Source organism: Streptomyces sp. cg40 (genome assembly GCF_050320165.1).
Taxonomy (GTDB): Bacteria; Actinomycetota; Actinomycetes; order Streptomycetales; family Streptomycetaceae; genus Streptomyces; species Streptomyces hokutonensis.
Genome location: NZ_CP190128.1, coordinates 3,078,938 through 3,093,998 on the forward strand (window position 1 = coordinate 3,078,938; position 15,061 = coordinate 3,093,998).

General features: G+C 70.0%; 15 protein-coding genes. 4 read left to right on the forward strand and 11 right to left on the reverse strand.

All coding sequences use genetic code 11. From position 1 onward, the window contains the following. Positions 1 to 95 precede the first annotated feature (95 nt). Positions 96 to 425, forward strand: a complete 330-nt coding sequence (locus ACQHII_RS13365; protein WP_427919529.1) for a TfoX/Sxy family protein — start codon at positions 96 to 98, stop codon at positions 423 to 425. A gap of 106 nt (positions 426 to 531) precedes the next feature. On the opposite strand, the gene ACQHII_RS13370 is transcribed toward ACQHII_RS13365, so the two are convergent. Together ACQHII_RS13370 and ACQHII_RS13375 are read right to left on the reverse strand one after the other, a co-directional pair. Then, a complete protein-coding gene (locus ACQHII_RS13370; protein ID WP_427919530.1) occupies positions 532 to 1,860 on the reverse strand; it encodes a class I SAM-dependent RNA methyltransferase in 1,329 nt (442 codons plus the stop codon). Positions 1,861 to 1,958: 98 nt separating this feature from the next. Continuing rightward, a complete protein-coding gene (locus ACQHII_RS13375; RefSeq protein ID WP_427919531.1) occupies positions 1,959 to 4,010 on the reverse strand; it encodes an APC family permease in 2,052 nt (683 codons plus the stop codon). 381 nt (positions 4,011 to 4,391) lie between these two features. On the opposite strand from ACQHII_RS13375, the gene ACQHII_RS13380 reads away from it, so the two are divergent. Further along, positions 4,392 to 5,063, forward strand: coding sequence for a potassium channel family protein (locus ACQHII_RS13380; RefSeq protein WP_200716253.1), 672 nt, complete (start codon positions 4,392 to 4,394; stop codon positions 5,061 to 5,063). Next, a complete protein-coding gene (locus ACQHII_RS13385) occupies positions 5,063 to 5,740 on the forward strand; it encodes a potassium channel family protein (protein ID WP_019061074.1) in 678 nt (225 codons plus the stop codon). The genes ACQHII_RS13380 and ACQHII_RS13385 overlap by 1 nt, the downstream gene beginning before the upstream one ends. A 63-nt stretch (positions 5,741 to 5,803) precedes the next feature. Here the strand turns inward: ACQHII_RS13385 and ACQHII_RS13390 are convergent, their stop codons facing one another. The 8 genes from ACQHII_RS13390 to ACQHII_RS13425 all read right to left on the reverse strand — a co-directional run bounded on the left by ACQHII_RS13390 (position 5,804) and on the right by ACQHII_RS13425 (position 13,599). After that, entirely contained in the window at positions 5,804 to 6,562 is a 759-nt protein-coding gene (locus ACQHII_RS13390) for a DUF3159 domain-containing protein (protein WP_427919532.1), read from the reverse strand. A 3-nt stretch (positions 6,563 to 6,565) separates the two neighbouring features. Beyond that, positions 6,566 to 6,964 (reverse strand): OB-fold nucleic acid binding domain-containing protein, encoded by a 399-nt coding sequence (locus ACQHII_RS13395; protein WP_019072967.1) that lies wholly within the window; start codon positions 6,962 to 6,964, stop codon positions 6,566 to 6,568. Positions 6,965 to 7,009: 45 nt separating this feature from the next. Continuing rightward, on the reverse strand, positions 7,010 to 7,693 hold the full coding sequence (locus ACQHII_RS13400) for a response regulator (protein WP_019072966.1): 684 nt from the start codon (positions 7,691 to 7,693) through the stop codon (positions 7,010 to 7,012). After that, positions 7,690 to 10,251, reverse strand: a complete 2,562-nt coding sequence (locus ACQHII_RS13405) for an ATP-binding protein (protein ID WP_427919533.1) — start codon at positions 10,249 to 10,251, stop codon at positions 7,690 to 7,692. The genes ACQHII_RS13400 and ACQHII_RS13405 overlap by 4 nt, the downstream gene beginning before the upstream one ends. A 152-nt stretch (positions 10,252 to 10,403) precedes the next feature. Continuing rightward, complete coding sequence (locus tag ACQHII_RS13410; protein WP_427919534.1) at positions 10,404 to 11,585, reverse strand: alginate lyase family protein; 1,182 nt, start codon at positions 11,583 to 11,585, stop codon at positions 10,404 to 10,406. 157 nt (positions 11,586 to 11,742) lie between these two features. Then, entirely contained in the window at positions 11,743 to 12,495 is a 753-nt protein-coding gene (locus ACQHII_RS13415; protein WP_019072963.1) for a DUF3710 domain-containing protein, read from the reverse strand. 1 nt (position 12,496) lies between these two features. Continuing rightward, complete coding sequence (gene dut, locus ACQHII_RS13420) at positions 12,497 to 13,018, reverse strand: dUTP diphosphatase (protein WP_427919535.1); 522 nt, start codon at positions 13,016 to 13,018, stop codon at positions 12,497 to 12,499. Continuing rightward, entirely contained in the window at positions 13,015 to 13,599 is a 585-nt protein-coding gene (locus ACQHII_RS13425; protein WP_427919536.1) for a PaaI family thioesterase, read from the reverse strand. Before ACQHII_RS13425 ends, dut begins: the two co-directional genes overlap by 4 nt. 58 nt (positions 13,600 to 13,657) lie before the next feature. Between ACQHII_RS13425 and ACQHII_RS13430 the strand changes: the two genes are divergently transcribed. Then, on the forward strand, positions 13,658 to 14,122 hold the full coding sequence (locus tag ACQHII_RS13430; RefSeq protein ID WP_427919537.1) for a DUF3093 domain-containing protein: 465 nt from the start codon (positions 13,658 to 13,660) through the stop codon (positions 14,120 to 14,122). A gap of 8 nt (positions 14,123 to 14,130) precedes the next feature. On the opposite strand, the gene ACQHII_RS13435 is transcribed toward ACQHII_RS13430, so the two are convergent. Beyond that, positions 14,131 to 15,048 carry a hypothetical protein gene (locus ACQHII_RS13435; protein ID WP_427919538.1) on the reverse strand — a complete coding sequence of 306 codons (918 nt, stop codon included), beginning with the start codon at positions 15,046 to 15,048 and terminating at the stop codon, positions 14,131 to 14,133. Between the last annotated feature and the right edge of the window lie 13 nt (positions 15,049 to 15,061).

Sequence of the window (15,061 nt, forward strand, 5' to 3'; positions counted from 1 at the left end):
CGAGGGCACCCGCACGGCGGACTTCCCGGGCCGATGCCCCTGCACGTCACCCACACCTGGGACTCGGGCCCACCGGCACGGAATGAGAGATTCCCATGGCATACGACGAAGGGCTGGCCGAGCGCGTGCGCGAACGGCTGGGCGTGCGTCAGGACGTCACCGAGAAGCGGATGTTCGGCGGGATCGCCTTCCTGTACCGAGGGAACATGGCCGTGGGCATCAGCGGCAGCGACCTCATGGTGCGCGTCGGGCCCGAGCACACCGACTCGGCCCTGGCCCGGCCCGGCACCCGCGTCTTCGACATGACCGGCCGCCCGATGCGCGGCTGGATCCTGGTCGACTCCTCCGTACTGACCGAGGACGACGCGCTCGGCCAATGGGTCGACGAGGGGCACGCCTTCGCCGCGACCCTGCCACCCAAGTAAGCGGACCCGGACCACCTCCGTGCCCGGCTCTGGGCGCTGGGCTCTGGGCTCTGGCACGTGCCGTACACCGGCCAACACCGAGGGCCCCTCACCAGAAACCCGCAGGTCAGGAAGGCTTGGCCACCGGCTCCAGAATCGCCACGCACTCCACATGATGAGTCATCGGAAACAGATCGAACGCCCGCAACGTCCGCACCCGATACCCCCCGTCCCGGAAGTACCCCAGGTCCCGAGCCAGCGCCGCCGGATCGCACGCCACGTACGCGATCTTCCGCGCCCCCAGTGACGACAGGTGCTCCACCGTCTTCTTGCCGGCCCCCGAGCGAGGCGGGTCGAGGACGATCAGGTCGACCTCGCTGATCCCCGTTTTCGGGAGCACGCTCTCGACCTTGCCCTGCTCGATGCGCACGCGCTCGAACCCGGCGAGATTGTGCCGCGCGTCCTCGACCGCGCGCTTGCCGGACTCGATGCCGAGGACCGCGCCCTTGTCGCCGAGGCGGTCGGCGAGGGCGCCGGCGAAGAGGCCGACGCCGCAGTACAGGTCCAACGCCATGTCGCCCTTGCGCGGGAGCAGGCCCTGCATGACGGCCTTGACGAGGGTGTCCGCGGCCATCGGGTGGACCTGCCAGAAACCGCCGCTGCCGACACGGTACGTGCGGCCGTCGGCCCGCTCGCGGACGAACGCGCGGCCGTGGACGCGGTGGATGCCGCCGTCGTGCTCCTCGACGCGCATGACGGAGACCGGGCGGTCGAGTTCGACCAGGGGCAGGCGGGCGCCCGGGCGCGGCTCCAGGATGACCATGCGGTCCTGGGACCCCGTCGCCGCGATCGCGTCGACAGACGCCATGCCGGACCAGTCGCGCTCCTCGATGCCCAGTTCGCTGACGCCCGGCGCCGCGATCATGCAGTGCTCGACCGGCTCGACCTCGTGCGAGCGATGCTTGCGCAGACCGGCGTTGCCGTCGACGTCGACCGCGTACTGGACGCGGGTGCGCCACTGCGGGACCTGCCCGGCGGGCAGCTTGTCGCCCTCGGCCGGCATGACCGTGCCGTCCCAGCCGGCCTCCTCGGGCGTGAGGCCCGCGAGCCGCTGCAACTGCTCGGCGATGACCTCGCCCTTGAGGCGGCGCTGCGCGCCGGGCTTGGCGTGCTGCCAGTCGCAGCCGCCGCAGCGGCCGGGGCCCGCGTAGGGACAGGGCGCCTCGACGCGGTCCTTGGACTCCTCCAGGATCGTCACGGCGTCGGCCCGCAGGAACCGCGCGCCCTCCTCGCCGTCGGTGACCCGCGCGATCACGCGCTCACCGGGCAGCGTGTGCCGGACGAACAGCACCTGGCCCTCGGCCGTACGGGCGATGCAGTGCCCGCCATGGGCGACGGGGCCGACCTCGACCTCGTACTCCTCCCCCACCAGCGATTTCTTCGGTTCTGCCTGCATGGCGGGGTGACTCCACAACGTCAAAGGGGGAACGGCCGGACAACAGCCCACCAGTCTACGTGGGCCCTGCCCGACCGCTCACCACAAAGCCGTCGTAGCTACAGCTTGGACTTCGAGGACTCGCTGTGCCGCTCCTCCGCCGGCCCCCGCCGCACCGCGCCCGGCGCGCTCCACTCCTGCCGCTTCCGGGCCCGGATCTTCGCCGCCTCGGAGGACTCCAGCTGGTAGGGCACCGACGTCACCATCACGCCCGGCGTGAACAGCAGCCGGCCCTTCAGCCGGAGCGCGCTCTGGTTGTGGAGCAGGTGCTCGTACCAGTGGCCGACGACGTACTCGGGGATGATCACGGAGACCGCGTCGCGCGGCGACTCCTTCCGCAGGCCCTTCACGTACTCGATGATCGGCCGCGTGATCTCGCGGTACGGCGAGTCGAGCACCTTCAGCGGTACGTCGATCCCGCGCCGCTCCCACTCCTCGCGCAGCGCCTTGGTCTCGGCCGGGTCCACGTTGACGCTGAGCGCCTCCAGGGTGTCCGAGCGCATCAGCTTGGCGTAGGCCAGGGCGCGCAGAGCCGGGCGGTGGATCTTGGAGATCAGGACGACCGAGTGGACACGGGACGGGCGGAGGCTGTCGTCGCTGGGGCCCTCGGGGGCGGCGATCTCCTCGGCGACCCGGTCGTAGTGCTTACGGATCGCGGTCATCGTGGCGTAGAAGATGCACATCCCGAGCAGCGCCACCCAGGCGCCGTGCGTGAACTTCGTGACCAGGACGACGACCAGGACGAGACCCGTGAAGAACGCGCCGAAGGCGTTGATCGCCCGCGAGCGGACCATGTGGCGGCGCTTGGCCTGGTCCTTCTCGGTGGCGAGGTGGCGGTTCCAGTGCCGGACCATGCCGGTCTGGCTGAGAGTGAAGGAGACGAACACGCCGACGATGTACAGCTGGATCAGGCGGGTCGAGTCGGCGCCGTAGATCGCGATCAGCAGGGTGGCGGTGCCGGCGAGCAGCACGATGCCGTTGGAGAAGGCCAGGCGGTCGCCGCGGGTGTGCAGCTGGCGCGGGAGGTAGCGGTCCTGGGCGAGGATCGAGCCGAGGAGCGGGAAGCCGTTGTACGCCGTGTTGGCGGCCAGGAACAGGACCAGCGCGGTGGCGGCGGCCAGGACCACGAACAGGAAGCTGCCCTTGCCGAAGACGGCCTCGGCCACCTGGGAGATCACCGGGTTCTGGACATAGCCGGAGCCAATGGCGACGCCGTTGTGGATCAGGTCGGTGGCCGGGTTCTCGGCCATGCGGACCTTGGTCGTCATGGCGAGGGCGATGATCCCGCAGAACATGGTGACGGCCAGCAGGCCCATCGCCGCGAGGGTGGTCGCCGCGTTCTTCGACTTGGGCTTGCGGAAGGCCGGGACGCCGTTGGAGATCGCCTCGACGCCGGTGAGGGCGGCGCAGCCGGAGGAGAAGGCGCGCAGCATCAGGAAGACCAGCGCGAAGCCCGCGAGCCCCTGGTGCTCGGCCTTGATGTGGTAGCTCGCGGTCGGCGCGCGCATGGTGTCGCCGAGGACCAGGCCCCTGAAGGCGCCCCACGCGATCATGACGAAGACGCCCGCGACGAAGACGTAGGTCGGGATCGCGAACAGCGAGCCGGACTCCTTCACGCCGCGCAGGTTCATCAGCGTGAGAAGGACCACGACGGCGATGGCGCAGATCACCTTGTGCTCGACCACGAACGGGATCGCGGAGCCGAGGTTCTCGATGCCGGAGGCGATCGAGACGGCGACGGTGAGGACGTAGTCGACGAGCAGGGCGCTGGCGACGGTAAGGCCGGCCTTGGGGCCGAGGTTGGTGGTGGCCACCTCGTAGTCGCCGCCGCCGCTGGGGTAGGCGTGGACGTTCTGCCGGTAGGAGGCGACCACGGTGAACATCAGCACCACGACCGCGACGGCGATCCAGGGGCTGAAGTGGTAGGCCGACACGCCCGCGATGGAGAGGACCAGCAGCACCTCGCCGGGCGCGTACGCGACGGAGGACAGCGGGTCGGAAGCGAAGACGGGGAGTGCGATGCGCTTCGGCAGGAGCGTTTCGCCCAACCGGTCGCTGCGCAGTGCGCGCCCGATGAGGATGCGCTTGGGCACGTCGGTCAGTTTGGACACAACAGAGGATCGTAGGCCTTCGAACAGGCGATCCTCTACTCGCCACCTGCCTGAGCCATGTCATCTGCCTCTCATCTGCCTCACGGGTGAAATCGGTGACGAGTGGAGTTGCGGATTCCGTCGGGAGTGGCGACTCCGTGTCTATATGACAAAACCCCGCTCCCGCCCGCCTCCTGGAGGTTCCATGCCCTCGACCGCAGAGCTGATCGGTGCCCTCGCCGCCCTGGCCGGCCTCGGAATCCTCACCCTGGCCAGTGTGCGCAGCATCGGGCGCCGCTGACGCACAGGGGTGCCCCGGAAGGGCCGGACGTGTGTACTTTGGCCTCGGTCTGAGACCCTGATGGGGCTGAGCATTGATTTCAGGACACCGGAAGGACGGTCGTGCACATCGTCATCATGGGCTGCGGCAGAGTGGGTTCCGCTCTTGCCCAGACCCTGGAGCAACAGGGGCACACGGTCGCCGTGATCGACCAGGACCCCACCGCCTTCCGTCGGCTGGGCCCGGGATTCGGCGGTCGCCGGGTCACCGGGGTCGGCTTCGACCAGGACACGCTGCGCGAAGCGGGCATCGAGGAGGCGGGCGCGTTCGCGGCCGTCTCCAGCGGTGACAACTCGAACATCATCTCCGCGCGGGTGGCCCGCGAGATGTTCGGCGTCGAGAACGTCGCGGCCCGTATCTACGACCCCCGCCGTGCCGAGGTCTACCAGCGCCTGGGCATCCCCACCGTCGCCACGGTCCGCTGGACCGCCGACCAGATGCTGCGCCGGCTGCTGCCCTCGGGCGCGGAGCCGCTGTGGCGGGACCCCACCGGCGGTGTCCAGCTCGCCGAGGTGCACGCCTCGGCGGCCTGGGTCGGCCACAAGATCAGCAAGCTGCAGGAGGAGACGGGCGTCCGCGTGGCGTTCCTCACCCGTCTCGGCGAGGCGATGCTGCCCTCTTCGCAGACCGTGCTGCAGGAGGGCGACCTCGTGCACGTGATGATGCGCACGGACGAGGTCGACAAGGTCGAGGCGGCGTTCGCCAAGGGTCCCGAAGAGGAGGGCGGTCACTGATGAGGGTCGCCATTGCCGGAGCCGGCGCGGTCGGACGTTCGATCGCCGGTGAGCTGCTGGAGAACGGTCACGAGATCCTTCTCATCGACAAGGCCCCGACCGCGATCTCGGTCGAGCGGGTCCCCCAGGCGGAGTGGCTGCTGGCCGACGCCTGCGAGATCACGTCCCTGGACGAGGCGGCGCTCCAGCGCTGCAACGTCGTGATCGCCGCGACCGGCGACGACAAGGTCAACCTGGTCGTCTCCCTCCTCGCGAAGACGGAGTACGGCGTCCCGCGCGTCGTCGCCCGCGTCAACAACCCGAAGAACGAGTGGCTCTTCAACGAGTCCTGGGGCGTCGACGTGGCCGTCTCCACCCCCCGCCTGATGTCGGCCCTGGTCGAGGAAGCGGTCTCGGTCGGCGACCTGGTCCGCCTCCTCCGCTTCAGCCACGGCGACGCGAACCTGGTGGAACTGACCCTCCCCGAGGAGTCCGCCCTCGCGGGCACCCAGGTCGGCGACGTGGAGTGGCCCGAGGACACCTCCCTGGTCACGATCATCCGAGGCACCCGCGTCCTGACCCCGTCCCGCGAGGACTCCCTGGAGGCGGGCGACGAGCTGCTGTTCGTCGCGGCCCAGGCGCGCGAGGAGCAGCTGGAGGACCTGCTGTCGGTGCGCCGGGAGGACGCGGCGAGCTAGTCCGGTGTTACGACGAAGAGGGCGCCCCGAGATGTCGGGGCGCCCTCTTCGTCGTAACGGAACCTATGCGTCTCGCCGGTGGCGGCCCTCCGCCGTGGCAGCCGCCGCCTTGCGTTCCTTCTCGGCCTGTTCCTCGGCTTCCATCTCCGCGAACACGTCGATGGGAGCGGGTGCCTTCGCCAGGAAGACCCAGGTCAGCCAGACGGCCAGCAGGAACGGCGGGATCTTCAACGCGACCAGGACCCAGCCGAGTTGGGCGGTGTTGGCCCACCAGTAGAGCGGGAAGAGGATCGCGCACTTGGCGAGCAGGATCAGGCCCCAGGCCCAACTGGCCTTGGCGTACGCCGTCTTGCGGCCGGGGTTGCGGGTGCGCCAGGAGAGGTTCTCCTTGAAGACCGGGCCGAGGATCAGGCCGATCAGCGGGACGCCCGCGAGGGTCGTGATGATGTAGGCGAGCGCCAGGCCCAGCGTGTAGAGCATGCCGGGGAGGTAGAAGTTCTTGGCGTTGCCGGTCATCATCGCGAAGACGACACCGAAGGCGACGCCGAAGACACCGCTGAAGGCGTGCTTGACGGTGTCGCGCTTCACCAGGCGGACCACGACCAGGACCAGGGACACGGCGAGGGCGGCGATCGCCGACCAGTGCAGGTCCTTGTTGATCGTGAAGATGGTGACGAAGAGGAGGCCGGGCAGGACCGTTTCGATCATGCCGCGCAGCCCGCCGAACGCCTCGAAGAGGGCCGCCTCGGTCACCGCCCGGACATCCTGCTCGCTGTCTTCGGCGTCCACGGTCTCTGTGGTCGGCTTGTCGAGCGACGTCACCGGCTACTCCCGTCCGAGGGGTCTCAGTTCGTATTTCGGGTTGAAGAGCACCCGGCGGCCTCTGCTCATGGAGATCCGGCCGGACGCGATCAGCTTGCGTCCCGGTTCTATGCCCACGATGGAACGCCTGCCGAGCCACACCACGTCCAGGGCGGCCGAGCCGTCGAACAGTTCGGCCTCCAGCGCGGGAACTCCCGCCCGGGGGCGCAGCGTGACCGTGCGCAAGGTACCAGTAACCGTCACGATCTGTCGGTCGTGGCAGTCGCCGATCCGGACACAGCCCTCGGTCTCGGAGTCCTCACGCAGCTCCTCGGACTCCAGGTCCTCCTGCGAGGAGGACAGCCGGTCGAGCATGCGCCGGAACCGGCCGGCCGGCTTTTCGGAACGGGAGACAGCGCTCATATCTGAAGCGTACCGGGGTCCACCGACAGTGACGTACCCGCGTCGTCAGCGCTCGAACCGGTAGCCCATCCCGGGCTCCGTGATGAAGTGCTTCGGGTGCGCGGGGTCCGTCTCCAGCTTGCGCCGCAGCTGAGCCATGTAGACGCGGAGGTAGTTCGTCTCGGTCCCGTAGGACGGCCCCCACACCTCCTGCAACAGCTGTTTCTGGCTGACCAGCCGCCCGGTATTGCGCACCAGCACCTCCAGCAGATGCCACTCCGTGGGGGTCAGCCGTACGTCCCTGCCGTCGCGCTGGACCTTCTTGGCGGCCAGGTCGACGGTGAACTCCTCGGTCTCGACCAGGACGTCGTCCTCGCCGCCGCCGGTGGGCTCGGCCCGGCGCACGGCGGCCCGCAGCCGGGCCAGCAGTTCGTCCATGCCGAAGGGCTTGGTGACGTAGTCGTCGGCGCCCGCGTCCAGCGCCTCGACCTTCTCGTCCGAGGAGTGCCGGGCGGACAGCACCAGGATCGGCACCCGGGTCCAGCCCCGCAGGCCCTTGATCACCTCGACGCCGTCCATGTCGGGCAGCCCCAGGTCGAGGACGACCACGTCGGGGTGGCGGGAGGCGGCGAGATCGAGCGCGGTCTTCCCGTCGGCCGCCGCGTCGACCTCGTACTTCCGCGCCTTGAGGTTGATCACGAGGGCCCGCACGATCTGCGGCTCATCCTCGACCACGAGGACCCTGGTCATGAGACCTGCCTTTCCGGTTGTACGTCGTACATGTCATGCCCGTCGTGCGCGTCTTCCACGACGCCTTTCGCCGCGCGGAGCGTGAGGACCATGGTGAGGCCGCCGCCGGGTGTGTCCTCGGCGTTCAGGGTGCCGTTCATGGCCTCGGTGAAGCCACGCGCCACGGCGAGGCCGAGCCCGACTCCGGCACCGCGCGGGGCGTCGCCGTAGCGCTGGAAGGGCTCAAAAATGCGGTCCTTGGCCTCGTCCGGGACCCCCGGGCCCCGGTCGACCACCCGGACCTCCACGCGGTCGGCGATGGCGCTGGCGGACACCAGGACGGGTCGGTCCGGCGGGCTGTACTTGACCGCGTTCTCGACCAGGTTGGCCACCGCCCGCTCCAGCAGCCCCGGGTCCACGGCCACCATGGGCAGCGTCTCCGGGATGTCGAGTTCCGCGCTGCCCTCGGGGACCCCGACCAGCGCCATGGGCACCACCTCGTCGAGGTCGATCTCCCGGACGATCGGCGTGACCGTGCCGGTCTGGAGGCGGGACATGTCGAGGAGGTTGCCCACGAGGTGGTCGAGCCGGTCGGCGCCGGCCTCGATGCCCTCCAGTAGCTCGGCCTGGTCCTCCTCGGACCACGCCACGTCGTCCGAGCGCAGACTCGAAACGGCTGCCTTGATGCCGGCCAGCGGGGTCCGCAGATCGTGGCTCACGGCCGCCAGGAGGGCCGTACGGATGCGGTTGCCCTCGGCGAGGGCGCGGGCCTGGTCGGCCTCCTCGCGCAGGCGTCTGCGGTCCAGTACGACGGCGGCCTGCGCGGCGAAGGCGGCGAGCACCCGGCGGTCGGAGGCGGGCAGCACCCGGCCGGTCAGCGCGAGGGCCATGTGGTCGCCGACCGGCATGTCCACATCGCCGTCCTCGGGCCGCTCCAGCGGCACCCCGACGCCGACCCGGCCGGCGCAGGTCCAGGGGTCGACGTCGCTCTTGCGTTCCAGCAGCGCCACGGACTCCATGCCGAAGGTCTCCCGGACCCGCTCCAGGAGCGCTTCGAGGCTGGTCTCGCCGCGCAGCACGCTCCCCGCGAGGAAGGACAGGATCTCCGACTCGGCGCGCAGTCTGGCGGCCTGCTGGGTGCGCCGCGCGGCGAGGTCGACGACGGAGGCCACGGACACGGCAACGCCTACGAAGATCGCGATGGCGACGATGTTCTTGGGGTCGGCGATGGTCAGCCGGTGCAGCGGGGGCGTGTAGTAGTAGTTCAGCAGGAACGACCCGAAGGCAGCCGACACCAGCGCCGGCAGCAGCCCGCCGAGCAGCGCCGCGGCGACGGTCAGCGACAGGAACAGCAGCATGTCGTTGGCGAGCCCGAGATGGATCGCGTTCAACAGGAGCGCGAGGCCCACCGGCCCGACGACACCGACCACCCAGCCCGAGACGATCCGGGCCCGCCCGAGCCGCGCGCCCCGGGCCACCGGCAGTCCGCGCCCCTTGGCGACCTCTCCGTGCGTGACGATGTGGACGTCCAGGTCGGGCCCGGACTCGCGGGCCACCGTGGTGCCGACGCCGGGCCCGAAGACGTACTGCCAGGTCTTGCGGCGCGAGGAGCCGAGGACGATCTGGGTGGCGTTGACCCCGCGCGCGAAGTCGAGCAGCGCGGCCGGGATGTCGTCGCCCACTACGTGGTGGAAGGTGCCGCCGAGGTCCTCGATCAGGGTGCGCTGCTGCGCCAGTTCCTTCGGGGAGGCGGAGGTCAGGCCGTCGCTGCGGGAGATGTAGACGGCCAGCACCTCACCGCCGGCCCCCTTCTCCGCGAGCCGCGCGGCCCGCCGTATCAGCGTCCGCCCTTCGGGACCGCCGGTCAGTCCTACGACGATCCGCTCGCGCGAACCCCAGATCGCCGACACCTGGTGCTCGCTGCGGTACTCCTGGAGGTATTCGTCGACCCGGTCTGCCACCCACAGGAGGGCCAGTTCCCGCAGGGCGGTGAGGTTGCCGGGGCGGAAGTAGTTGGAGAGGGCCGCGTCGACCTTGTCGGGCTGGTAGATGTTGCCGTGCGCCATCCGCCGCCGCAGCGCCTGTGGCGACATGTCGACCAGCTCGATCTGGTCGGCCCGGCGGACGACCTCGTCCGGCACGGTCTCCTGCTGGCGCACCCCGGTGATCGACTCGACGACGTCGCCGAGGGACTCCAGGTGCTGGATGTTGACGGTCGACACCACGTCGATGCCGGCCGCGAGCAGTTCCTCGATGTCCTGCCAGCGTTTGGTGTTGCGGGAGCCCGGGATGTTGGTGTGGGCGAGTTCGTCCACCAGGGCGACGGCGGGGGCCCGGCGCAGTACGGCGTCGACGTCCATCTCGGTGAAGACGGTGCCCCGGTAGGCCAGCTCCGCGCGCGGGACCTGCTCCAGGCCGTGCAGCATCACCTCGGTGCGGGCCCGGCCGTGGTGCTCCACGAAGGCGACCACGCAGTCGGTGCCCCGCTCCACCCTGCGGTGGGCCTCGGACAGCATGGCGTACGTCTTGCCGACGCCCGGTGCCGCACCGAGGTAGATCCGAAGCTTGCCGCGTCCCATGGCCCCATTGTCTTCCCGTCACACCCGTGTACGCAGCGTCGACTTTACGGCCAATAAGTCCGACAAAAGGGGTGGCGAGCCTGGTCCTGGACGTCTTTGACACAACCCTGATGCCCGTACGGCACGGTACGGGCATCAGGGCGCGACGGTACTCAGTTGGGGTTGTCGCCGTGGGTGAGGGTCTCCCAGGCCACGAAGAGGTTGTTGGTGCCGGCCGGGCGGTTGTCGAGGGTCAGTGTCTGGGTGTTGGTCATGGCGATGCCCAGGCGGTTGTGCAGCGCGTTGTAGCCGACCTCGGTGACCGGCCCGAGCCCGAGGGTCAGCGACCCGCCGCACAGCCAGCTCGGCACGGCCGTCCCCAGCTGGTACTTGGCCTGGAACCCGAGCGCCTGCCGCAGCCGCTCGCCGACGTCGGTGCCGTAGAGGTCGGCGCCCTGGATCCGGCTGGTCTCGGCGACGTGCGAGATCGAGGAGAGGCCGTACCCGGTGTGGGTGAAGTCGCGGCACGTCTCCTGGGTGAGCCCGGTGACGAAGGTCGACTGGCCCTGCCAGTAGGCGACGATCTTCGCCGTGGTGTTGAGGTTCTGGCTCGGCACGGTCTTCGGCACGCTGCCGTCCGAGGCGAGGTAGATGTACGCGGCCGTGCGCGTCCGGAAGAGCGCCATGGCCTTGTCGTACGACGTCCTGTCCTCCAGGAAGACGGAGATGCCGACGGCGGCATCCATCATCGTCAGCTCCCAGTTCCCGTTGGAATTGGAGCCGTTGATGATCTCGGGCAGGTAGACGTTGCGGAGCATGGTCGCGAAGCGGGCCGAGTTGGTCCACGTCCCGGTGTACGTGTACTTGATGATCTCGGCGGCCTTGGGCCAGGAGGCACCGGCCCAGCCGGTCTGGAGGGGCGCGTTGCTGTTGGTGTGACTGGTGATCGTGGCCGACCAGGCGTCCATGATCTCGATGGACTTCTGGGCGTAGCGCGCGTCCTTGGTGATGTACCAGGCGAGCGCGTCGGTGTAGGCCGCTATCGCGTCCTCGCGTTCGTCGGTGCAGCCGTAGTTGGGGTTGGAGTACGAGCCGCACTCGACGACGGCTCTGGGCTTGGGGGTCCGGCTCAGACTGGCGTAGGAGCTGGCCATCATCTGGTCGTAGGCGCCCTTCCAGGGCTGGGCGCCGGCGAGGACCTCTGTGCGGGCGAAGTCCAGCTGGCTTCTGGAGACGTCGACTCCGGGGTGGACGAAGGCGGCGGGGGCCGCCTCGGCGGTGACGGTGGCGCCGGGCTGAGCGAAGAAGCCCAGGACCAGCGCGGTGACGACGGAGAGCAGGGCAGCACGGCGCACGGTGACTCCGTTCTCGTATGTGAACACAGAGCACCCTGATGAACTCGGGCGTTGAGCCGAGACCATAGGTACAGACCAATACGCCGTCAAGGGTGCGCACACGCCGAAGGGCCGCACCCCCGGAGGGGTACGGCCCTTTCGTGGCTGTCTGTTCCCGCTAGCGGACCTCGGTGATCTCCGGTCCGCGCTGCAACTGGCCCATGCCGCCGGAGAAGCGGGAACCCGCCTCCTCCTGCTGGACGCCCTCGGGAACCATCTGAGCGTCGTTCGGCAGCTTCAGGACGATCGGGTCGCGGGGCGCCATCGGGCCCTCGCCGCGCACGACGACCGTGTCCCGGAAGATCTGCTCCAGCAGACCGGCCGCCTGCGGCTGCACCGCGCCCTGCCCGGAGATCACCCCGCGCAGGAACCAGCGCGAACCGTCCACACCGACGAACCGCACCACCTGGAAACCGCCCGTGCCGTCCGGCAGTTGCACCGGAACCTGCGCGCGCAGCTCCCAGCCCAGCGGCCCCTCGACCTCGTCGACGATTCCGCCCTGCTGGGTGATGCCGCTGGCGATCTCCTCGCGGACCTCACCCCAGATGCCCTCGCGCTTGGGGGCGGCGAAGGCCTGCAACTGGATGGCACTGTCCTTGAGGACCACGGTGGCGGCGACGATCGCGTCACCCGCGACCTCGACCCGCAACTCCATGCCGTCGACTCCCGGCACGAACAGACCGCCCAGGTCCACCCGGCCCTCGGCGGGATCGCCGACCTCCGAGTCGTCCCAGGGTCCGTCGGGGCGGGGCTCCGGTTCGAGCCTCACGCGCTCCACCGCGTCCGCCTCAGTGTCGACGTCGTCGACGACCTGCTCGGCCTCGCTCGCCGCGTCCTCGGCGGCAGTGCCCTTCTTGCGACGTCCGAACACGTCACTGTCCTTCCCGGTCGGATACGACCGAAGCGTATCGATTCCCACCCGTGGTGCCGCCCACGGCGGCGTGACCGCCGGTGGACCCGAAGCCCCCCTCGGCCCGCGCCGAATCGGGAAGTTCCGCGACCTCCTGGAAGCGGACCCTCTCGACCTGCTGGACGACCAGCTGGGCGATCCGGTCGAAGCGCTCGAACCGTACCGACTCGTACGGGTCGAGATTCACCACGATCACCTTGATCTCCCCACGGTACCCGGCATCAACCGTCCCCGGGGCATTCACTAGGGCGACACCGCAGCGGGCGGCGAGCCCCGAACGGGGGTGCACGAAGGCCGCGTACCCCTCCGGGAGCGCGACAGACACCCCCGTGGGCAGTACGGCCCGTTCACCCGGCTTGAGTTCCCGGCCCTCGGTGGTCCGCAGATCCGCGCCCGCGTCACCGGGGTGCTCGTACGACGGAAGCGGTACGTCGGGGTCGACGCGCCGGATCAGTACGTCCAGGGGACTGCGGTCACTGCTCACGGGTTCACCTCGAAGGCACGGGTACGCCGGACCTGGTCCGGGTCGTCCATGGCGGCCCGGATCTCCTGCGGGCGGCCGTTTTCGATGAAGTGGTCGACCTTCACCTCGACGAAGAGGGCGTCGGCGCGCACGGCGACCGGCCCGTCGGGAGCGCCGATGCGTCCCGTGGCGGTCGAGTAGATCTTCCGGCCGGCCACGGCCGTGACCTCGGCCTCCAGATACAGCACCGTGTCCACGGGCACGGGCCGTACGAAGTCGGTCTCCAGGCGGCCGGTCACCGCGATCGTCCGCAGCAGCCAGTTCAGCGAGCCGAGGGTCTCGTCCAGCGCGCTGGCGAGCACTCCGCCGTGCGCGAGGCCCGGGGCGCCCTGGTGGGCGGCCCGCACGGTGAACTCGGCGGTGATGGTCACACCCTCGCCGGCCCGCGCCGCCAGATGCAGCCCGTGCGGCTGGTCGCCGCCACACCCGAAACACTGTTCGTAGTGGGCACCCAGCAACTCACCGGGCGCGGGCGCGTCGGGGTGCCGCACCGGTTTCACGGCGTCGGACGGAGGCTTAAGAGCTGGAGAAGTACCACCCACAGCCGCAGACCTTACCCGCGCGTCCGTATGTTCCGGACACCGTGCCAAGCTTGGCTCCATGCAGCTTTCCGCCTCCCCCTACGACGAGCGCCTCACCGCCCCCCGTTCGTGGTGGTTCATCTCGTTCCTGGTGGGCGTCTCCTTCGCCCTGATCCTGCTGCCCTTCGGCACTCTGCCGCTGCTCGGCGGCCTGGTCGGCGGCACCGCGTTCGCGGCGGTCACGGCCAGCTCCTACGGCTCGCTCCGGATCCGGATCGTGGGCGGCTCGCTGATCGCCGGCGAGGCGAAGATCCCGGTGACGGCCCTGGGCGAGGCGGAGATCCTGGACCCGGAGGAGGCGCGCGCCTGGCGCACCTACAAGGCCGACACCCGGGCCTTCCTGCTGCTGCGCTCCTACATCCCCACGGCACTGCGCGTGGAGGTCACCGACCCGGCCGACCCGACGCCGTACCTGTACCTGTCGACCCGCGAGCCGGAGCGGCTGGCGGAGGCCCTGAAGGCGGCACAGGCGGCAGCGCTCTAGGACCGGCCCTAGCGGCCGAGTTCCCTGGGGATCTCGCCCATTCTGAGCGGGTCCGGCGGGGTCTCCAGGGGCGGGAGCTCGGGCAGCGCGTCCCAGGGCACCTGGGCCTTGCGCAGGTCCTTGCGGATGCGCTCGGCGAGCTTCTTGGTGTCCCGGCGGTTCATGACCGCTCCGACGGCGGCGCCGACCATGAAGGGCATCAGGTTCGGCAGGTCGCGGACCATGCGCTTCATGATCTGCTGGCGCAGTTCGCGCTTCATGTGGCCGTTCAGCGCGGCGCTCATGGTCGACGGCTTGGTCACGTCGATACCGCGCTCCCCGGACCAGGAGTTCAGATACGCGGTGCTGCGCTGCCTCAGGTCGCCGGGCGGACGGACGCCGTAGACCTCGTACAGCTCGGCGATCAGCTTCAGCTCGATCGCGGCGACGCCGGTGATCTCGGCGGCCAGTTCGGTGGGCATCGCGGGTGGCACGGGCAGCATCGCCGCGGCACCGATGCCCGCGCCGACGGTCGACGTGGCGTTCGCAGCGCCCGCCACCAGCTTGTCGGCGAGCTGCTCGGGCCCGAGGCCCGGGAACTGCCGCCGAAGCGCCTCGAGGTCCCGTACGGGGATCCTGGGGGCGATGTCGATGATTCGGTCGGCGAGGTACGCCAGACCCGCTCTGGCCCGGCTGCCGCCCTTACGGACGCCTTCCCTGGCCTTGTCCCGGATCACCGCCGCCCGTCGTTTGGCGACGGGGGCGGCTGCGGGAACGTCGGCGGGCACCAGGAGGTCAGCCCGGTCGGCCGCCGGTTCGAGCGAGGCTGATCCCTGTTCGGATGAGCCCCGCTCGTCGTCACGCGCGCCATGAGGGCCGTCGGCCGGCCCTTCGTCCGCTCCCTGCTCGAGGGAGCGGCGCTTCCAGGGTGGGGTCGAGCCAGTCACGGCCGACCCCTCC